15 protein-coding genes are annotated in these 19,296 nt (G+C 45.6%); 4 read left to right on the forward strand and 11 right to left on the reverse strand.

All coding sequences use genetic code 11. The features are described 5' to 3' along the window. The 5 genes from NT178_03205 to NT178_03225 all read right to left on the reverse strand — a co-directional run. A partial coding sequence (locus NT178_03205) for an FAD-dependent oxidoreductase (GenBank protein MCX5811536.1) occupies positions 1–2,949 on the reverse strand: 2,949 nt, incomplete at its 3' end. Positions 2,950–3,012: 63 nt separating this feature from the next. Further along, positions 3,013–3,792 carry a formate dehydrogenase accessory sulfurtransferase FdhD gene (gene fdhD / locus NT178_03210; protein MCX5811537.1) on the reverse strand — a complete coding sequence of 260 codons (780 nt, stop codon included), beginning with the start codon at positions 3,790–3,792 and terminating at the stop codon, positions 3,013–3,015. 36 nt (positions 3,793–3,828) lie between these two features. After that, a complete protein-coding gene (locus tag NT178_03215) occupies positions 3,829–4,986 on the reverse strand; it encodes a (Fe-S)-binding protein (protein ID MCX5811538.1) in 1,158 nt (385 codons plus the stop codon). 35 nt (positions 4,987–5,021) lie between these two features. Next, positions 5,022–5,552 (reverse strand): (4Fe-4S)-binding protein, encoded by a 531-nt coding sequence (locus NT178_03220; GenBank protein MCX5811539.1) that lies wholly within the window; start codon positions 5,550–5,552, stop codon positions 5,022–5,024. Continuing rightward, positions 5,539–7,509, reverse strand: coding sequence for an aldehyde dehydrogenase (locus tag NT178_03225; protein MCX5811540.1), 1,971 nt, complete (start codon positions 7,507–7,509; stop codon positions 5,539–5,541). The genes NT178_03220 and NT178_03225 overlap by 14 nt, the downstream gene beginning before the upstream one ends. A gap of 577 nt (positions 7,510–8,086) precedes the next feature. Between NT178_03225 and NT178_03230 the strand changes: the two genes are divergently transcribed. The 3 genes from NT178_03230 to NT178_03240 all read left to right on the forward strand — a co-directional run bounded on the left by NT178_03230 (position 8,087) and on the right by NT178_03240 (position 11,903). After that, the gene (locus NT178_03230; protein MCX5811541.1) at positions 8,087–9,151 is read left to right on the forward strand and encodes a molybdopterin-dependent oxidoreductase; all 1,065 of its coding nucleotides are present in this window, start codon (positions 8,087–8,089) and stop codon (positions 9,149–9,151) included. Continuing rightward, positions 9,064–10,107, forward strand: coding sequence for a molybdopterin-dependent oxidoreductase (locus NT178_03235; protein MCX5811542.1), 1,044 nt, complete (start codon positions 9,064–9,066; stop codon positions 10,105–10,107). The genes NT178_03230 and NT178_03235 overlap by 88 nt, the downstream gene beginning before the upstream one ends. Before the next feature lie 125 nt (positions 10,108–10,232). Then, positions 10,233–11,903 (forward strand): alkaline phosphatase, encoded by a 1,671-nt coding sequence (locus NT178_03240; protein MCX5811543.1) that lies wholly within the window; start codon positions 10,233–10,235, stop codon positions 11,901–11,903. 14 nt (positions 11,904–11,917) lie between these two features. Here NT178_03240 and mtnA read toward each other — a convergent pair whose 3' ends face one another. The 6 genes from mtnA to NT178_03270 all read right to left on the reverse strand — a co-directional run bounded on the left by mtnA (position 11,918) and on the right by NT178_03270 (position 17,641). After that, positions 11,918–12,949, reverse strand: a complete 1,032-nt coding sequence (gene mtnA / locus NT178_03245; GenBank protein MCX5811544.1) for an S-methyl-5-thioribose-1-phosphate isomerase — start codon at positions 12,947–12,949, stop codon at positions 11,918–11,920. 2 nt (positions 12,950–12,951) lie between these two features. Next, positions 12,952–14,400 (reverse strand): Asp-tRNA(Asn)/Glu-tRNA(Gln) amidotransferase subunit GatB, encoded by a 1,449-nt coding sequence (gene gatB, locus NT178_03250; protein MCX5811545.1) that lies wholly within the window; start codon positions 14,398–14,400, stop codon positions 12,952–12,954. Between the two features lie 83 nt (positions 14,401–14,483). Then, positions 14,484–15,473, reverse strand: a complete 990-nt coding sequence (locus tag NT178_03255; protein MCX5811546.1) for a hypothetical protein — start codon at positions 15,471–15,473, stop codon at positions 14,484–14,486. 152 nt (positions 15,474–15,625) lie between these two features. After that, positions 15,626–16,141, reverse strand: coding sequence for a hypothetical protein (locus NT178_03260; GenBank protein MCX5811547.1), 516 nt, complete (start codon positions 16,139–16,141; stop codon positions 15,626–15,628). Positions 16,142–16,163: 22 nt separating this feature from the next. Then, positions 16,164–16,328: a hypothetical protein gene (locus NT178_03265; GenBank protein MCX5811548.1), complete on the reverse strand. Its 165-nt coding sequence runs from the start codon at positions 16,326–16,328 to the stop codon at positions 16,164–16,166. Positions 16,329–16,555: 227 nt separating this feature from the next. Then, positions 16,556–17,641, reverse strand: coding sequence for an AAA family ATPase (locus NT178_03270; protein ID MCX5811549.1), 1,086 nt, complete (start codon positions 17,639–17,641; stop codon positions 16,556–16,558). Between the two features lie 267 nt (positions 17,642–17,908). On the opposite strand from NT178_03270, the gene purB reads away from it, so the two are divergent. Continuing rightward, positions 17,909–19,201, forward strand: a complete 1,293-nt coding sequence (gene purB / locus NT178_03275; protein MCX5811550.1) for an adenylosuccinate lyase — start codon at positions 17,909–17,911, stop codon at positions 19,199–19,201. The last annotated feature ends 95 nt before the right edge of the window (positions 19,202–19,296 follow it).

A 19,296-nucleotide genomic window follows, 5' to 3' on the forward strand; every position in this document is an offset into this window, starting at 1 on the left:
TGTATCATAAAACTCTATGGCGCCATAGGTACAAGCCGTGATACATGCCCCACAGGATATACAATCACTCTCATTTACCTCGGCAACAGAACCGGAGGCAGTAACTGTGTCATGGGAGAGAAGGGTCAAAACCCGGCCTGCCGCTCCATAAGCCTGGTTAATCGTTTCCGATATATGCTTGGGATAGTGGGCTATGCCACAGAGGTAAATGCCATCGGTGCCAAACTCCACCGGTCTTAATTTGACATGGGCTTCTTTGAACCAATCATCGGGTCCCAAAGAAACCTTGAACAACAAGGACATTTCCTTGTTTCCGGCCGAGGGAATAACGGCGGCAGCCAAAGAAAGTAAATCAGCATCGATTGCCAGCTTCTTACCTAAAATATAATCGGTCGCCGTAACCCTGAGCATGCGCCGCCCCTCTTCCTCAACAGCTTCCACCTGCGGTTTATCCTGTGGCTCATAGCGGATGAACTTTACATCTTTATTTGATGCATCCCGGTAATAATCCTCACTAAACCCATAGGTTCGCATATCCCGGAAGAGAATGGTTATATCCATCCGGGGGTTTATCTCTTTCAGTTTTAAGGCGTTCTTTACAGAGTTGCTGCAACATATCCGGGCGCAGTAATTTCTGTCCTCATTTCTGCAGCCTACGCATTGGATCATCACCAGGCTCTGGGCGTTCATCACCCTTTCTTCTCCTTGGGCGATCTGCTCCTCCAACTCCAGATTGGTCATTACCCTATCATCTTCCCCATAAAGGTATTCGGTGGGTTTATATTCATCAGCACCGATGGCGATGACGGTTGCCCCATGTTTTATCTCGGTGATCCCCCTGTCCGACTTCACTTTGGTGACAAAATTCCCCACATAACCGGTAGCCTCCGGGATCGTGGCATCCGTATAAACATGGATGAGGGGGTGCTGGTAAATCTTGCGCACAAGATCACGCAAATAGGCCTGAACATCCATCCCGTCCAGCGTGGAATGAATTCTTCGCGCCGTTCCCCCCAGATCAGTATCCTTTTCCACCAGACAAACCTCATGCCCCTGCTTCGCTATGGAGAGGGCGCACGTCATGCCGGCGATACCGCCGCCAACCACCAGCGCCGTCCTGTTGACCGGCAGATCAAATTCCTGCAAGGGCTTCAAACGGCAAACTCGCGCTACCGACATCCTGATGATATCCTTTGCCTTTTGGGTGGCTTCTTCCTTTTCCTTGGCGTGGACCCAGGAACAATGTTCTCTAATATTCGCCATGTCTAAGTAATATTGATTAATTCCCGCCTCCCGCAGGGTGTCCCGGAATAGCGGTTCAAGGGTCCTGGGGGAGCAGGCGGCAATAACCACGCGATTGAGCCCTTTTTCCTTTGCCAGATCTGATATTTGTTGGGCAGAATTGGTAGCACAGGAAAATAGCTGTTCCTGAGCGTAGACAACATTGGGCAAAGTTAAGGCATATTCCACTGTGGAAGGAACTCCTACTATCCTGCCGATGTTAGCCCCACAATGACACACAAAGACTCCTATTCTTGGCTCCTCTTGGGAAACATCCCTTTCCGGCGGATATATCCTTTCTTTGGACAGCTCTCCTCGCCGGTAGTCAAGGAGTTCACCACATTGGGAGCCGGCAGCGCTGGCGGTAAAAACCGACTCGGGAATATCTGTAGGACCCTGGAAGGCTCCGCTTACAAAGATCCCAGGCCTGGTGGTCTCCATAGGATTGGAAGGAATTGCTTTACAGAATCCGTGAGCATTGAGTTCGATGCCGAACTTGTTTGCCAGGCCCTGCACATCAGCAGGTGGGTTCAAGCCAACGGATAGTACCACCATATCGAATTCTTCCTCTTTTACTCCTTCGTCGGGTGTAGAATACCGTATGGTGACACTCTTGGTTTCCGGGTTCTCTTTTACTATGGATACGTAGCTTCTGAAAAATCGAACGCCGGGAAGGTTCTCTGCTCTTTCGTAGAATCGCTCAAAATCCTTGCCATAGGAACGAATATCGTTATGGAATACCGTACACTCGGCCTCTGCGTCATGTTCTTTTGTCAAAATCACCTGTTTCTGGGTATAGGTGCAGCATACGGCTGAGCAATAGCTGTTTTCGCCCGGAGTAACCCGCCTGGAACCGACGCATTGAAGCCAGGCTACTTTATGGGGATGCTTCATGTCGGAAGCACGCAATATCTCGCCCTGGTATGGCCCGGTGGCGCATAACAGCCGTTCATAGTCCATACTGGTTACCACGTTTACAAATTGTCCGTATCTATATTCCTCCCTCACCTTGGGATCAAAGGGCTCAAAGCCGGAAGACAGAATGATGGCCCCTACATTTACTTCTACCTTCTCCAGCGTTTGATTGAAATCTATGGCGTTGTTCTTACATGCTCCTTCGCAAATCCGACATTTCTTCTCTTTAAGGTAAAGACAGCTTTCATCTATATAGGTGACCAGTGGAATTGCCTGAGCGAAGTATACATGGACGGCTTTATTCTTCGATATTTCCTGATTATATTGATCAGGATATTTGACCGGGCAATACTCTACACAGGTAGTACAACCCGTGCATTTGTCCTCAAGAATATACCTGGGCTTTTTAATCAGCGTTACGTTAAAATTTCCTGCTTGCCCTTCTACACTGTCAACTTCAGTATAGGTGAGTACCTCTATATTCGGATGCCGGCCGACCTCGACCAGTTTCGGTGCGAGTATTCACATGGAGCAGTCATTGGTGGGAAAGGTCTTGTCAAGCTGGGCCATGTGGCCGCCTATGCTCGGCGCCTTTTCAACCAAATAAACCTTAAAACCGGCAGTGGCAAGATCAAGAGAGGCCTGAATACCGCTGATCCCTCCACCGACAACCATTACGTCTCCGAAATTGTTGTCTCCAAAATTGTTACAAAGTTGTTGAACATTTTCTTTTAGCGATATTACGTTTTCCATTTTCTATTCCCTCATAAGGTTCTATGTTCCCGTAGTGTCCGGGTTCGGCTGTGTTAGCCGTAGTTAATTTGTTGAGCAGCCAAGCCTCTCCTCGTGCGAATACACCGACATGTGACTGCCACGTACCTGACCAACCAGGGTAATGCCCAGATCATGAGCAAGCGAAATTGCGCTTCCCGTCGGCGTGTGCCGCGAAACAACAAGCGGGGCCTGCATTCTTGCCGCCTTACGCAACATCTCCGTCGAAACGCGGCCGGTAGTCAGAATCCATTTATCTCTTGTTGATAGTCCCCTCATCAGACATTCACCTTGTATCTTGTCCAGTGTGTTATGCCGTCCGATATCCTCAGTCACTACGAGCAGGTTCTTGCCATCGGACAGAGCTGAAGTGTGTACACCGCCGCTATACCGATACAACTCCTCCTGACCATGAAAATCTTTCATCACTGACAGTAATTTCTCTGGTGTAGTAACAATATCCGAATCAACTCTCTGCCCATAAGTTGTGAAAGTTGCGCCACCTCCGCACCCGGAGGTAAGCGTCCGCTTAGTCGGTAATTCAAAATTGGGATTGGAGAGCCTCACATCGACTTCCGATTCCGCGTCACAAATATTCATCATCATCACATCACCCATACCTGAGATGATTCCCTCTGAGTACAGGAATCCGAGGACAAGGAAATTCAGCTTGGTTGGAGTGCACAGGATACTGACCAGGTGCTGAAGATTGACATAGACAATAAGCTCCTTTTCGAAAGGTGCGTGGCCATTGGTTCTGACCCATCCAGCCTCGGAAAAGCGATTAAAGACTATATCCGTTGCTACACCTTCTATATCCGACACGCCAAACGATTCTTTAATGTTCAGTTTCTTCGTCCTCTAAATCACTTCCTGGAGAATCTCTGTAATATCCATAACTTCTATATCACCGGCATGATTCGTGACTAACCTGCTATCTTCAAGAGCGGTGACGCAATAGGGACAGGCAGTAGCCAGTACTTCGGCCCCAGCCTCGATAGCTTGCTCTATTCTGATGTTGGAGAATCTTTCATGCTTTTCTGTTTCCATCCAAATTCTGCCGCCCCCCATTCCGCAACAAAGACTGTCTTCCCGCGCATCAACCATCTCTGTCAGTTCCAAGCCGGGTATCTTCTTTAAGACTTCTCGGGGTTCGTCATATACGCCATTATGTCGACCCAGGTAACATGGATCATGATATGTGACTTTCTTTGCGAACTCTTTGGTGATTTTAAGTCTCCCCTCATTGATCAACTCAAATAAATACTGTGAGATATGAACAATCTCAAAGTTGGCTCTGAATTCGGGATACTCGTTTTTGAAGGTATGAAAACAATGAGCGGAAGAAGCAACGATCTTCTTCACCCCGTTGTCAACAAAAGTCTTGATATTTTCTCTGGCAAGGCGTTTGAATAATGCCTCGTTTCCCGTTTTACGCACACTCTCGCCACAGCATAATTCTTTGGAGCCTAATATGCCAAAATCTACCCCTGCCTTTTTGAGGATATTGGCCGTGGCTTGAGATACCTTCTTTAATCTCGGGTCATAGCTGGGATAGCAGCAGGGAAAATAGAGTATTTCAGTATTCTCATCAAACTCTTTGATGTCCAGATCTTTCGCCCAGTTTGCCCTGTCATTCGGTTCCTGTCCCCAGGGGTTACCCACACTGGCAATGCTTGTCATTATACCGCGGAGATTGGGGATGCTGGCAGGGACTACACCGTCCGGCACCATTATCCTGCGCATAGCCCGTACAATATCTATTGTGTTTACGCCTCTGGGGCAACGCTGAACACAATTACGGCAACTGACGCACATCCATATGTCTTCGGATTCAAAAGGGACCACACCCAATTGTGCCTGATGGTTCAGTTTGCGAACAAAATATTTTCTAACACGATTCCAGGGACAGACAGTCTCACATTTACCGCAGTGATAGCAGAATTTGAAGTCGTCTCCACCTGCTTCTTTTATGCCATCTATTACTATTTTAAAGGGCTCTAAGGGTAAAATCTCCATTATCTTTTTCCAACCTCTTCTTTTGCCTTAATGCTTTATTCCTTCTTTGACATCCGGGCAACGGTATCTGCTATGTTCTGCAATCCATATTTGTTTGCCAATGATTCCAATCCTATTTCCATGTCTCCCAGTTTCTCTTCTTCTTCAACTTCCTCTTCCCTTTCTTCGCAAATCAGTGCATCATTTAAGCACCACTTAACGCACAAAGGCTCTTCTTCACCTTCACACATATCACATTTGAGAGGAAGACCGGAATCGGGTTCTTTGAAAGCGTCCCTGGATGGGCAAGAAGCCCTGCAGAAGCCGCACTCGGAGTATTCCTTCCCGTCAATCACATATTTGTCTCTGCCCATACATTCGGCTGCAGTGTATTCACCCGCGTATACGGGAACATATATGTCTCTTATCGGTTCGCGAATCATCCGAATCCGGGACCTCGCCGGATTGTTGCTGCTATATTTCGGGTTAGCGTGAAAAGCTGAACAGATTACCTCGCATGCCCGGCAACCATTGCATTTATCAAGATCGATCTTGATTGTCTTGACTTTCTTCTTAACCTTGCTCATTTTTTATTATACCTCTCTGTTCTAAGTCTTCGGCAACATAATCCATACCTAATTTGTGCAAGGACTCTTTGGTGGGAATACCATCGTTATCCCACCCCTTAAACTTGTAATAAGCATCCAGGAGCTTTTCTTCAAGCTCGGGGAATCTTTTCTTCCAATGATCTTCGGGCGGCTTCTCATCAGCCCTCCTCAAACCTCTTCTCACATTAATGGCTCTGAGCAGATTTCGGTTCCTGTTATATACTTCCGTCAGCCCGTCTTCATCAATGTCGATTCCCGTTGCTGCTGTGATAAATTTCGGGTAATTGTGCATATGATAGGGAGGCTTCAGAGGAAATGACGACAAGCCTGCACACACTCCAAGGGCATCATCGATATAGTGCATCTTCTCCTGCCAGTCAACAATATCAACGGACATGTCAACAGTAGGATAATACGGATTTGAATGTTCTCCACGGAAATCCCAGTCAAGAACAATTTGCTTGAACTTATCATCAGGACATTGTATCCAATCACTTATGAATTCCTGTCTCTCCTCCATGGTCGCAAAAGGCGCCTGGGGGAACTGCCCTTCAATCTGGGTAATATTTATCTTCTCGCCGGTGGCATACATCAGGAAGTAAACAGGGTTCAGCATGCCAAGCTTAAGAGGCAACTGTTCATGTTTCTTAATAGTGTTATGGTCAAAGGCTTCCGCGCCTTTGCCGATCTTACGGGCTGCCCAGTAAACGCCGTCAGCCAGAATGTCTCCAATCCCTTCACGCCGCACAATCCTGTCAAGTAACCAGAAAAATTTCCCTTCGTTATCGGACGGGCACCCTTCAAAGTCTGCTTCGGTTAAGATACCGGCTTCTCTTAACTCAAAGGCGAAGGCCATGATTTGAGGGGTCGAGAATCCGTCCACTCCATACTCCGTAGCACGTTGAGCGATTCTAAAACCGAAATCCAGGTCGTCTACAAAAGCCGCCATTGTATAGGTAAGTTTCGTGAAGCATTTCATCATGTAGGTTGAAATTCCCGGGACGGAAATTATTGCACCGCATTTTATCGGACAGTTATAACAACTTATTAACCGCGTCCGCACGGTTTCCTGAACGTCCTTCCACCTCTCTTCGACTTCCTTGGTCCAGAAGTCTTTTCTCCGGCTGCGGGCATTTCCCCAGGAGAAATTTTCCGTGTGCCACTGCTCATCAACGTGCAACATCTCCTGCGGTGACCCAAGCCCCTGTAAAATGGTCATTACGTTCGGAACCGGATTTTCTCCCCGGAATTTTATATATTTCAGCACGTCGTTGCAGAGCCCGATATATTCATCCGGTCGGGCAAGATTGACGTCCTTTGTTCCACGAACAACTATCGCCTTTACGCCTTTGTCTCCCATCACAGCGCCCATTCCAAGCCGACTGGAACTGGAGCGACCCTGCTCGATGGAGGCTGTAAAAACCCTATTTTCACCGGCAAGACCGATGGCAGCCACCTGGGCGTTCGGCTGGTTCAACTCCTGTTTAATTAGTTCTGAAGTCTGAATAGCGCCCTTACCACGGAGATGATTGGCATCACGTATTTCCACCTTGTCATTGTTTATCCATATATAGACAAGATCCGGGGACTTGCCGCGAAGGATGATTTTGTCATAACCGGCATACTTTAACTCCGGTGCAAAAAATCCTCCCATCATTGAATATCCCATTAACAAAGTCTGGGGAGAATAGCTGGTAACAATGGTACGATTAGCGCCTGGAGCAGGTGTGCCGCATAAAAGACCGGTGCTGAATATCAGTAGATTATCAGGAGAAAAAGGTTCGGTTTCAGGGGGAACCCTATCCCATAATATCTTGGCGTTAGTACCTAAACCCCCAAGATGAAGTTCTGTCAATCTTGGGTCAGTTTCAACTCTCTCAATGTTTCCTCGTGATAGATCAATTTCTAAATTAAACCCTGTCTCTCCGTACCTCATGTTTTTATCCCCTATATTTGATCATTTACAACATAAGCGTAATTTATCAAATTGAAAAAATCTTGTCAATAAAAATAATGAAATATTTCACAATGAAAACAAGCGGTTCATCGACCCCCGCATTGGAGATAATTCTAATTAAATGGTATCAAAAATCCTTAATAAGGTATTAATATGGTCTTCTTATGATTTTTACTAAAGCAAGTCGCAACATAAAGTAACTATTGAACAATATGAAGGCGTTACAGGCAACGAGAACCTGTTCCTTTATTCGGATAAATCACGTTTTGCCCGGTTTTTGTATTCTTCTTCCTGTTGCCGCTTCAGACGAACTATTGCGCAACTATTATGTGAAATTAAAACTATAAGAGAACCGGGGTGAACAACGCTATAGAAAAAAAAGTACAGGGCAGGTATAATTTAATTGTTAAAGTGCATGAAAGAAGCCGTAAATAAATATGCTGTCAGGTGCAACAAAAGCCGTTAAAGAAAACGGATTTAAAAAATCAGGCATTGTTTGACATGCCGGGAACACCTGTTGAGCGTTGCTGCAAAATTAAGGAGGTCAGGTTAGATTATGGCAGAAAATATAAAGAAGGTAATGACAGATTGTACCCTCTGCTATCATAGTTGCGGAACCATTATGACCATTGAAAACGGCAAGGCAGTGAAGGTTGAAGGGTTGCCGTCGCACCCGCTGAACAAAGGCAGGCTTTGCGAAAAAGGTGAAGCCATGCTTGACAATATCTACGACCCTGACAGACTGAAATACCCGATGAAAAGGGTAAACGGGAACTGGGATAGGATTTCATGGGATCAGGCCCTGACTGAGATTGCAGAGAAACTCCTGAAACTTAAAAATGAATTCGGCCCGGGTGTACTCGGTGTTTTCAGCGGCTCTATCGGCGTTGAGAATCTTGAGATGGCGGGGCTGACGCAAAGGGTCAAGGCAGCATTCGGTTCACCCAACTTTTTTTCTGTGGAAAGCATATGCTACAGGATGCGTATACGGACAAGGCAGATCACCTTCGGCAAATATCCGACAGAGGAGCTTGATTCAAAACTCTATATCCTGTGGGGACACAACCCTGAGCAATCCGATTTTCCTCTGAAGCTTGCAATCGATGAAAATCTGGAAAAAGGTGCAAAGCTTGTTGTTGTTGATCCTAAACGCATCGGGCTCGCAGACCGTGCAGACATGTATTTGAGGATAAGACCGGGTACGGACGGTGCAATGGCCCTTGCCATGATCAATGTGATTGTAAATGAAAAGCTCTGCGATTATGAATTTATTGAAAATTATACAACAGGATTCGATGAGCTTGTTCCGCATGTTCAGCAGTATACACCCGAATGGGCAGAGAAGATCACATGGGTGGCTGCCGAAGATATCTGCAAACTGGCGCGTCTCTTTGCAACAACAAAAGGCGCGGGCATCTATCAGGGCACCTGCACGCAGGATCAAACGGCAAACGGCACCCAGAACAGCCGGGCGTTCTCTGTTCTTCAAGCGGCTGGGTTATCAGCCCCAGGCTTCCCCTGGGCAATGTTGGAATGGGCGTTGAAGGCGAACCCCTCGGCGCTGACCAGTATCCCCTTTTCTACGAAGTATGGGGAAGAAAAAGCCCTTACGGTGTTGTAACATGCGTGCCGGAGAGTATTCCCGACAAGATAAAAGCCTTCCTTGTGATCGGCGGAAACCCCATGCTCTCCATGGCAGATTCAAACGCCTTCAGGGAAGCCTTCAAAAGGCTGGAACTCCTCGTTGTCCATGACCTTTTTATGACCGAGACAGCCCGGCTTGCCCATTATGTGCTGCCTGCATGTTCACACCTCGAAAAATGGGGCGTTGCCTATACCTATAATGTATGCCACTGCTTGCCTTATCTCATGCTCAGGAAAAAGGCTATTGAACCCTATTATGAAAGCTGGTCGGAATGGAAATTCTTTACCGGACTTGCTAATAAGCTCGGCATAGGCGATAAATTCCCCTGGAAATCCGAAGAGGAGCTTGTTGCCTTTGAATTGGAGCCGACAGGACTGACGTTTGATGAGCTTCTTTATGAAAAGCCTGAAGGCGCCTTTTATCAGCAGAAACAATACGGCATCAAAGATGTCCGCTTTGCAACACCGACGAGAAAAATAGAGATATACAGTAAGGCCTTGGCTGATATAGGATTTGATCCTCTCCCGACTTATCTGGAACCGCACAGAAGCCCCTTGAGTTCTCCCGGACTGCTGGAAAAATATCCATTGATTCTTTCCACCGGCAACAGAAACCTTTATTATACGCACGGCCAGTTCAGAAATGTAAAGTCGCTTAAGGAAAAGAATCCTGAACCAATGGCGGAAATAGGGCCGCTGACCGCCGCAAAATACGGGATAGAGGAATCCGACGAAGTTATTATTGAAACAAACAGAGGATATGTACGGATGAAGGCCCATGTTGATGAACGGATTGCAGAAGGCGTTTTAATCGTTCCTCACGGGTGGGCCGGTGAAGCAAATGCAAATCTACTTACGGATACGGAATGCAGGGAGCCCATCATGGGTTATCCTGAGATAAAGTCCCTGCTGTGCTCAATAAGAAAGGTATGATTTAGATTTTGGATTGCGTATTTTGGATCCCATGGTAATCGTCCGGAATCACCTGTGAACAAGCCCTTTCAGGATAATATCTTTTTATTCGTATTCAGGGCAGCAGGTTTTATATCAAAGGAGAAATGATGCAAATAGATATTTTAAGAAAAAGAAAGTTTGAGCTATATCGGTTAGCAGCAGGACTTATTCTGCTTTTCCTGGCCGGAACAGCTTTTTCTGAGGAAACATCCTTTGAAAACGTGATTGTCCTGGTAGCCGATGGCATGGGGTCGACACATACAACTGTTGCACGTTGGTACAAAGGGTCTCCTCTTGCCCTTGACAGTATGCATCTGGGGGCCGTAAGAACGTATGGGGCCGATTCTATTATTACCGATTCTGCGCCTGCTGCAACCGCTTTTGCTACAGGACATAAGACATCCGGCAAGCTGATCAGTGTGTTGCCGGGACCTGTCACAGTACCGGGGGTAAACAGGGTGCCCGATAATTTAATGTATAAACCGGTGGCAACTGTTCTCGAAGGCGCAAAACTCTCAGGCAGGTCTGTCGGGATTATTGCCACATCCAACATCCAGCATGCCACCCCTGCAGGATTTTCGGCGCATTGGCCGGACAGAGATAACTACAATGAGATCGCCGAACAACAGGTGTACCTGAACATGGACGTTGCATTGGGCGGAGGAAAAAAATATCTGGCGCCGAAAGGAAAAGGCGGGGTCCGTATTGACGGTGAAGACCTTGTAGAGGTCTTGAAGTCAAGGGGTTATGACTTTGTAGAAACAAAGACCGCCATGCAGAACAGCACTTCGAGAAAATTATGGGGTATGTTCGCCGATGACGATATGGCCTATGAGTTTGACCGGAGAATATTCTGTCCCGGGCAGCCGGCGCTTTCTGATATGACAAAAAAGGCAATTGAAATACTGTCAAAAAATCCAAAAGGATTTTTTCTCTTTGTTGAAGGAAGCAAGATAGACTGGGCTTCCCATGCAAACGATCCCATAGGGGTAATAAGCGATGTCCTTGCCTTCGATGATGCAGTGGGGGTTGTCCTGGATTTTGCAAAGGCAAAGGGAAAGACCATGGTCCTCGCCTTTTCCGACCATGGTACCGGCGGGATGTCCATAGGAGATAAGCCAACCGATGGTATACACCCTAAACTTACCTATGAAGCAATTTTTGGCCCTCTGAAAAAGGCCCGGTTAACAGGTGAAGGTCTCGAAAGGGTAATAGGAAAGGATCCCTCAGATGAACATATTAGAAAAGTTATGGCACAATACGCCGGAGTGAATGATCTCACACAGGACGAGATCGATGCCGTCAAAAAGGCAAGGCCGGAAAAAATGAACTCTACCACGGGGCCCATGATCAGCAGGAGAGCTAATATTGGTTGGGCAACAAAAGGACATACAGGCGAAGACCTGTTTTTCTATGTATATGGGCTCAACAGGCATATAGGTCTTATTGAAAATACCGATATCGCACGCATAATAGCGAAAGGCATGGATTTTGACCTGGCTGTTACTGGCAGAGAGCTTTTTGTAGATGCTGAAGAGGCTTTCGGAAAAATCGGGGCGACAATAAGGACAGAGCAAAGAGACCCTGCAAATCCTGTACTTATTGTAGAAAAGAAGGGTGGTTATGCAGAGTTACCTTTTAGTAAAGACATTATTCGAGCAGGAACAGATCGAAAAGAATACAGGATGCAGGGGGTAACGGTCTTCTCTCCGCGGACAAAGAAAGTATATATTCCCCGACAGGCAGTATCAATATTTGAGGGAGAAATACGCTAACCCAACATTAAACATCAGGCGGGAAAAAGCATCTTTATATATTTTTTAAAGGGCCTTTCGATTATGCCCTTTTCAGTTATAAAGTTGGATATGTATTTCTCCGGTGTGACGTCGAAAGAATAATATTGTGCCTTGATTTTATCAAGCGTTATGAGCTTGTCCCCGGCATACTTCACCTCTGTTCCCTCCCTCTCCTCTATGGGGATATGAGCCCCGTTTTCAATATTTTTATCAAAGGTAGACACAGGTGCGGCAACAAAGAAAGGGATTTTATGCCGATGCGCACATAGCGATATCATGTATGTGCCGATCTTATTTGCGGTGTCCCCGTTTTTGGCAACCCTGTCGGCGCCGACAATGATTTTATCTATCCTCTTACTATAGCAGAGCAGACCGACATGGTTATCGGGAACGAGCGTTACATCTATCCCTTCCTCATGCAATTCCCAGGCAGTAAGCCGTGCGCCCTGGAAATAAGGTCTTGTTTCCGTTGCAATGACCTTGATCTTTTTTCCGGCCTCATGTGCTGCGCGTATTACCCCCAGTGCAGTTCCGTACCCGCCTGTTGCAAGGGCGCCTGCATTGCAATGGGTAAGTATTGTATCGCCTTCATCAATAAGCTCTGCGCCGTAGAGGGAGAGCATCCTGTTGTTCTCTATATCTTCAACGTGGATTGAGATCGCCTCGTCAAGCATGATGTCGGGCATATCGGCATTGTTTCCGCATCGGCTGAAGGCGTCCTTCATCCTTTCCAATGCCCAGAAAAGGTTGACGGCAGTGGGTCGTGTGCTGCCCAATTTCTTGCATATCCTGTCCACATCTATATCCTTTATATTACCTTTTGACGCAATAATCTCCTGAATCCCGAGCGTCACGCCATAGGCTGCGACTATCCCGATAAGCGGCGCGCCCCTGATGGTCATGTTTTTTATGGAATCCATAACATCTTTCAAGTTTTTGCAGCGGACATAGACCTTTTTAAAAGGCAGCAGCCTCTGGTCGAGTAAGTATAGTGCGCCATTCTTCCAGTAGATATGGTCTGTCATTATTACCCCTTCAATTTCTTTAACAGAAGTTCATTCAACAGTTTCGGATTTGCCTTTCCCTTTGTTTCTTTCATAACCTGACCCACAAAGAACCCCAGCAGCTTTTCCTTGCCGCCTCTAAACTCTTCCAGTTCCTTCGGGAAACGGGCAATGATTTCATCAATGGTAGAACCGATGGCTGTTTCATCGGATATCTGGATAAGTCCTTTTTTCTCAACAATACTTTTCGGTGAAGCGCCGCTTTTGTATATCTCAGGAAAAATCTCTTTCCCGATTTTAATATTTATTGTACCGTCCTTTATGAGCGACAGGAGTTCCGCAAGATGGGCAGGAGAAAGCGGGGAATCTTTCGGGGATACATTGCCGTCCTTCAGCTCCCGTAGAAGCTCGGTCATGATCCAGTTGCTCACTGTCTTGGGCTCAGGAAAAAGCCCGACAGCATTTTCAAAATATTGTGAAACCCCCGCGCTGGAGGTCAATATTTCCACATCATATTTCGGCAGGTCGTATACATTCATGAATCTTTCCATCTTCTCCATGGGCAGTTCAGGCAACCCTTTCCTGATATCCTCTATCCATTTATCATCGATTGTAAGCGGGAGAAGATCGGGTTCTGGAAAGTAGCGGTAATCGTGCGCCTCTTCCTTACCTCTCATTGAATAGGTAATGCCTTCGTCAGCATTGAATAAACGCGTCTCTTGGACTACGGTGCCGCCTTTTCTGATAAGCTCTATCTGTCTTTTTATCTCATATTCAAGGGATTTTTCGACAAATCTGAAGGAATTCAGGTTCTTAAGCTCAGCTCTTGTGCCAAGTTCCTCTTCCCCCTTCTTTCGTACCGATACATTCGCGTCACAGCGAAAACTCCCTTCCTCCATGTTCCCGTCACAAATTTCAAGGTATAAGAGCACGTCTCTCAACATCTTCAAATATGCCGCTGCCTCCTCGGGCGAACCTATGTCCGGCTCACTCACGATCTCAAGGAGCGGAATGCTTGACCTGTTGTAGTCTACAAGACTGTATGAACTTGCCTCTATGGCGCCTTCATGGACAAGTTTGCCCGCGTCCTCCTCCATGTGCACCCTTTTAATCCTGATTCTCTTCTTTATCTCTCCTACCGTTATATCGAGGTAGCCGTTTTCGCAAACAGGTTCTTCATACTGGGAAATTTGATAGCCCTTCGGCAGGTCAGGATAAAAATAATTTTTTCTGGCAAAAATACTCCTTTTATTAATGCTGCAGTGAAGGGCAAGGCCGAGCTTAATGGCAAAATCGACCACCTTTTTATTAAGAACAGGCAGCGCGCCCGGCAGTCCCATGCAGGTAGGGCATGTATGACTATTCGGTTCTGCTCCGAATTTTGTCGAGCATCCACAAAACAGTTTACTGTCCGTCAGCAGGTGGGCATGGACCTCAAGGCCCATAACACCTTCAAAATCATCATATTCCACAACTCACCTCATAGAAATCATTGAAAATCAAAGAATGATTGAAATATACAATACATTTGCCGTATTTTCAAAAATATTATCAATTATTGCTGCCAATCGGCTTTAACAAATTCCAGAATCTTCTTTGCCCGTTCAGAAAAGAGATGAATCCCCTGCCAGTCAGGTTGTGATATGGTTTTTTGCATAAGCAGCCCGTCTTCTCCAAACCATTGAGGCAGTATTCCGCCAAAGAAATAACCTTTATCCTTGAGTAAACGGACAATACTGCCGACCCAGGGCCATGACAATTTCAGCCAGACCTGAATTACCTCCGCATTCCGGCCCATGATACGCTGTTCTTCCGAAAGAAAAACCTTCTCAAAATCTGACCCTGCGTCATGGACAGCTACACGGGCTATCCCCGCATGATCAAATATCTGAGTATCGATTCGGGTTTGCGGAAAAGAAGGAATATCCTCCTTTGATTGTAAAAAAACCCGTCTGTCGTCAAAACCATTATAAATATATTTGAAATAGTCGGCATATATATCAGGGATATGGACCGTATGAGGATTCGGGGTAATGGTCATGAACATGAGAAGCGTTGATACCCTGCCTGATGCACTTTTTTCCTTCTCATATGCCTTGGCCGGCATAAGATTTACTTCAAGGGCTGTCTCCACTACAGGCAAAACGGCAATGGCGGCTTTCTGGATATATATATGATTACAGACCGGCTCTCCAAAAAACATATTTACATGGTTCATGCCCGGCAAAATCTTTTTGACGTACTGAAAAATCATACTTATAACACCTGAATTCCGGTAATCCTGAGAGACCACTCCATTCCCTTTCTCGTATACTCCTTTGTCGGGCGCCGCACGGAATAATGAGCTGTATCCTACTATTCTGTTATCCGGTGTGCGGACAACAATCGGTATATTATCCCGATTTTCAAATGCGACTATAAGCTCTTCAGGATTATAGACAGCCTTTGCAGGATAACCGTCTCCGTAAATTTCTCTAAAAAGTTTTGTTACACCTTCTGCATCTTCCGGCTTGAATAAATCAACGGTCAATGTTTCATTGCTCATATTTACTCCTCTTTGAATTTCGTCAGCTTTTTGTCCGCTTCACGCCTGTCCTCGCTTGCGGGGGCTTTACCGCTTTCCTCGCTTCCCAAGTCCTCTCATCTCTTCTACTATTGACTATTCACTGTTTATACCTGTGGCGTCCTTTTCTTTCCCTATGGGATGTTAGGCATCTCCTGCTGGACATGATCACAGAAAACTTGGAGCTCATAGAGGAATTTTTCAACGTCTTCCCGTATATACGTTCCAAGACCCTTATCAAAATCTGTCTTTATTGATATAAGGCCTTTAACTTGTTTCTTAACGGATTTGGGCTTTGTATTATTCGGGTCAGGCTTAACCTTCTTGTATGCGGCAAGCATTCTTTCCAGAGTAATATAAGTTACAGGCGTTTTCAAAATGTCGTTAAATATTTTCATAAGATCCGGGCAATCAAGGTTTGCGGCAAAGAGATACCCCTGAGAAACGGGGAGGTTTCCTGCTGTACGGTTTAATCCCGACAACGGAGGGACAATTGCCGCCTGAATCTCAGGAGCAAGTTTTAAAAGTGAAATCGTGCGGAACAAGGTAGGATAAGCCTTTCCGGAGATTTGCATGGCGGTGTCCACAGTGGACACCACTGCCTCCGATAGAGTGTCGGACTTCCGGTTGTACTTTATAAGGTCGCTCATTACCCCGTCTACATCGTACCTCTTATCGGGATGTTTTGCCGATGCCCTTGTCTTTGATCGACTGCATAAGCGACTTGAATGAATCTGTTTCGACATTAATATTTAATCTAACCTGTTCCAACACCACGATGTTTACTGTAGGAATGTACAAGAACTCCGGGCTTGCACTTGTCTTCTTCGTTGCCATATTGTCCCCCCCTTTTTTTAAATTTCTTTTCGGGTTGTATTCCCCGCCGCTTGCGGCGTAAAGTAGTTATGTGAGCGAGTATGTACACAAGAGCCATAATGTTACGGTATTGATATACCATTCGGTCTTTCCCGCAAAATCAAACAGCAAGGAAACACATATCGTAAGCTACATGAGGACCGTCAGCTAAGGCTTTTCTAATACCCCGCTGCTTACGGCGGGGTAGTTTATTTCTTTTTCTGTTTTATTGCCATATAGCGCTCATCATACAGTGGATTGCCGGTAATATTACCATCAACCTTAATAAAAGGCGGTATATGTATTTTGGCCTCTTTTTTTATTGTTTCAATTGGTTCAATTTTTAATACTGTCGCCCCCTCATGCCTGCCCTTGTATCTGTCGATTTCAAAGTGCTGGTTGTTCCATAAAAAGCAGGTACGTTCCTTTACAATAACATCGGTTTTAGGGTCTATGAGTTTTGTAAGATGAAGATACTCCTGTTCGGTTATAAGCCCTTCTTCTTTAATCGCTGTTCTTCTTGAAAGAAAATACAGGTAGGACCCGTTTTGTCCGCGTTTTCTAATCCTGATCTCTTCGTGCTTATTTTTTGAGTGCAGGTACATCTGCTCTATCTGTATTATCTGGTGAGCAGGTATTTTTTCGTATTGGACATTTTTAACAAGGAACCTTTCTGTTATCTGAAGGGGCGCCGGGAGACCAAGCAAATGAGAAATTGCAGAAAAGGCTCTGCTGATCTTGCCCTCAAAATCGGTCGTGTTGTCTATAATCTTAAAATGTGGATGGCCAAGCCAGCTCTCACGTATCCTTTGATCAATATTTATAGCTTCTTCAGGTGTTTCAATTCTTGCAGGATTATTGTCTCCTGTATAGTACTCAGGCGCCCCATCTGCTGCGGTAACGAGATGAATAACCCCGTTGTACCTGTCTCTCAGTTTGACCTCACTCAGCCTCTTCCTCTTGATTATCTCTTTAAAATCATCATCGGGCATAAAGGCTTTGATGTCCATGATCCCCCTGTCGAGGAGGATAACCTTTTTGCGTTCCGGGAAGACCCGCATCACTGTTTGTTTATAGGTTTCTTCAAAGGCAAGCTGCATATCGAGGATAGCTTCTTCATATACTACCACTTGTTTCGATTTATCCATCTTACGTCGGTCTATCCCGCTATTCGTGATTAGAGTCGCTGTTTCCGGGATGACAAATATCATAAAACCGTTATCCGACAATTTTTCCGTTAGGTATGCCAACGAAGAACTTTTACCGGAACAGGGGCCTCCTGTGAGAACAATCATGTAAACAGGCTCGATTAATTGTGACGTATTATGCAATAGATTTCTCCGATAAAACAATTTCTTTGCTGCAATTTATCCTGTATGGCATGGGGTGTCAATTATTTTGTGGTGTGTTTTGTTGACAACATTTCATCTATTGCATAATATATACCTGTCGACGGCACGCTTTCGGCGGCTGCTAACATAAAACTGAGTCTTGCTCTCGGAAGGGCATCTTGGTAGACTGCGGGGAATTTACCCGCTGAGATTAAACACACGGGGTAAAATATGATAGAACGTTACACGCTCCAAAGAATGGCCCGGATATGGGAGGAAAAGAACAAGTTTCAAAAATGGCTCGATATAGAGATAGCAATTTGCGAAGCTTATGGGGAGTTGTCCCTCATTCCGCAGGAAGACCTGAAGAATATTAAAGAAAAAGCTGATTTTGATATCGACAGGATCAACGAGATTGAAAAAAGGACAAAACACGACGTGGTGGCATTTATTGAATCCATATCAGAGTTTGTCGGTCCTTCCTCGAAATTTATACATATGGGGGCAACATCTTCGGACATACTCGATACATCCTTTTCATGTCTCCTGAAGGAATCCGGAGATATTCTGATTGAGGATATCCTGTCCCTTATGGAGGTATTGAAGGAAAAAGCATATAAGTACAAAACAACCCCGATGATCGGGAGAACCCACGGCATCCATGCGGAACCCATTACATTCGGTCTTAAAATGGCGCATTTCTATGATGAAATGAGAAGGAACCTTGAGCGCATGAGGGCAGCAAAGGACCGTATAAGCCATGGAAAAATTTCCGGTGCTGTTGGAACCTTTGCACATGGCCAACCTTTTATTGAAGAGTATGTCTGCAAAAAAATGGGCTTAAAACCTGCGCCTGTATCAACACAAATCATACCACGCGATTATTATGCGGAATTTTTTACTACTTTATCCATAATAGGTTCTTCTGTTGAGAAGATGTCTCTGGAAATCCGCAACCTCCAGCGGACAGAAGTCGGCGAAGCCGAAGAATTTTTCCAGAAAGGCCAGACCGGCTCATCAGCCATGCCCCATAAGAGAAACCCCATTGCCTCTGAGAATCTCTGCGGCCTTGCCCGGCTGCTCAGAGGATACGCATTGGCTGCCCTTGAGAACATCCCTTTATGGCACGAACGGGATATCAGCCACTCTTCCGTTGAAAGGGTTATTGCACCTGATGCCACCATACTCCTTGATTACATGCTCGAAAGATTAAAAAACATGTATAATAATCTTATTGTATACCCCGAAAGGATGCAGAAAAACATGGATATGTCAAAGGGGCTTTACCATTCTGAGGCAATCCTCTTAAGCCTTATAAATAAAGGACTTACAAGGCAGGAAGCTTACAAGATTACCCAGAGAGTTGCCATGATGTGCTATGAAAACAGTCTCGATTTTACGGCAGAGGTAAAGAAGGACGAAGAAATCGGAAAGTATCTCAATGAAGCTGAGATTACCGGTATTATGAGCAACGACCATTATTTCAAATATGTGGATACAATTTTTAATCGGGTCTTTAATTAGTGAAGTCGTCAGTGGATAGTGAATAGCGACACACGGCCCTTCGGGGTGATTTGTACAGGCTAACTCCATACTGAAAGTTAGCCAGAAGTGTATAG

It is taken from the genome of Pseudomonadota bacterium (assembly GCA_026388255.1).
Taxonomy (GTDB): Bacteria; Desulfobacterota; Syntrophorhabdia; order Syntrophorhabdales; family Syntrophorhabdaceae; genus JAPLKB01.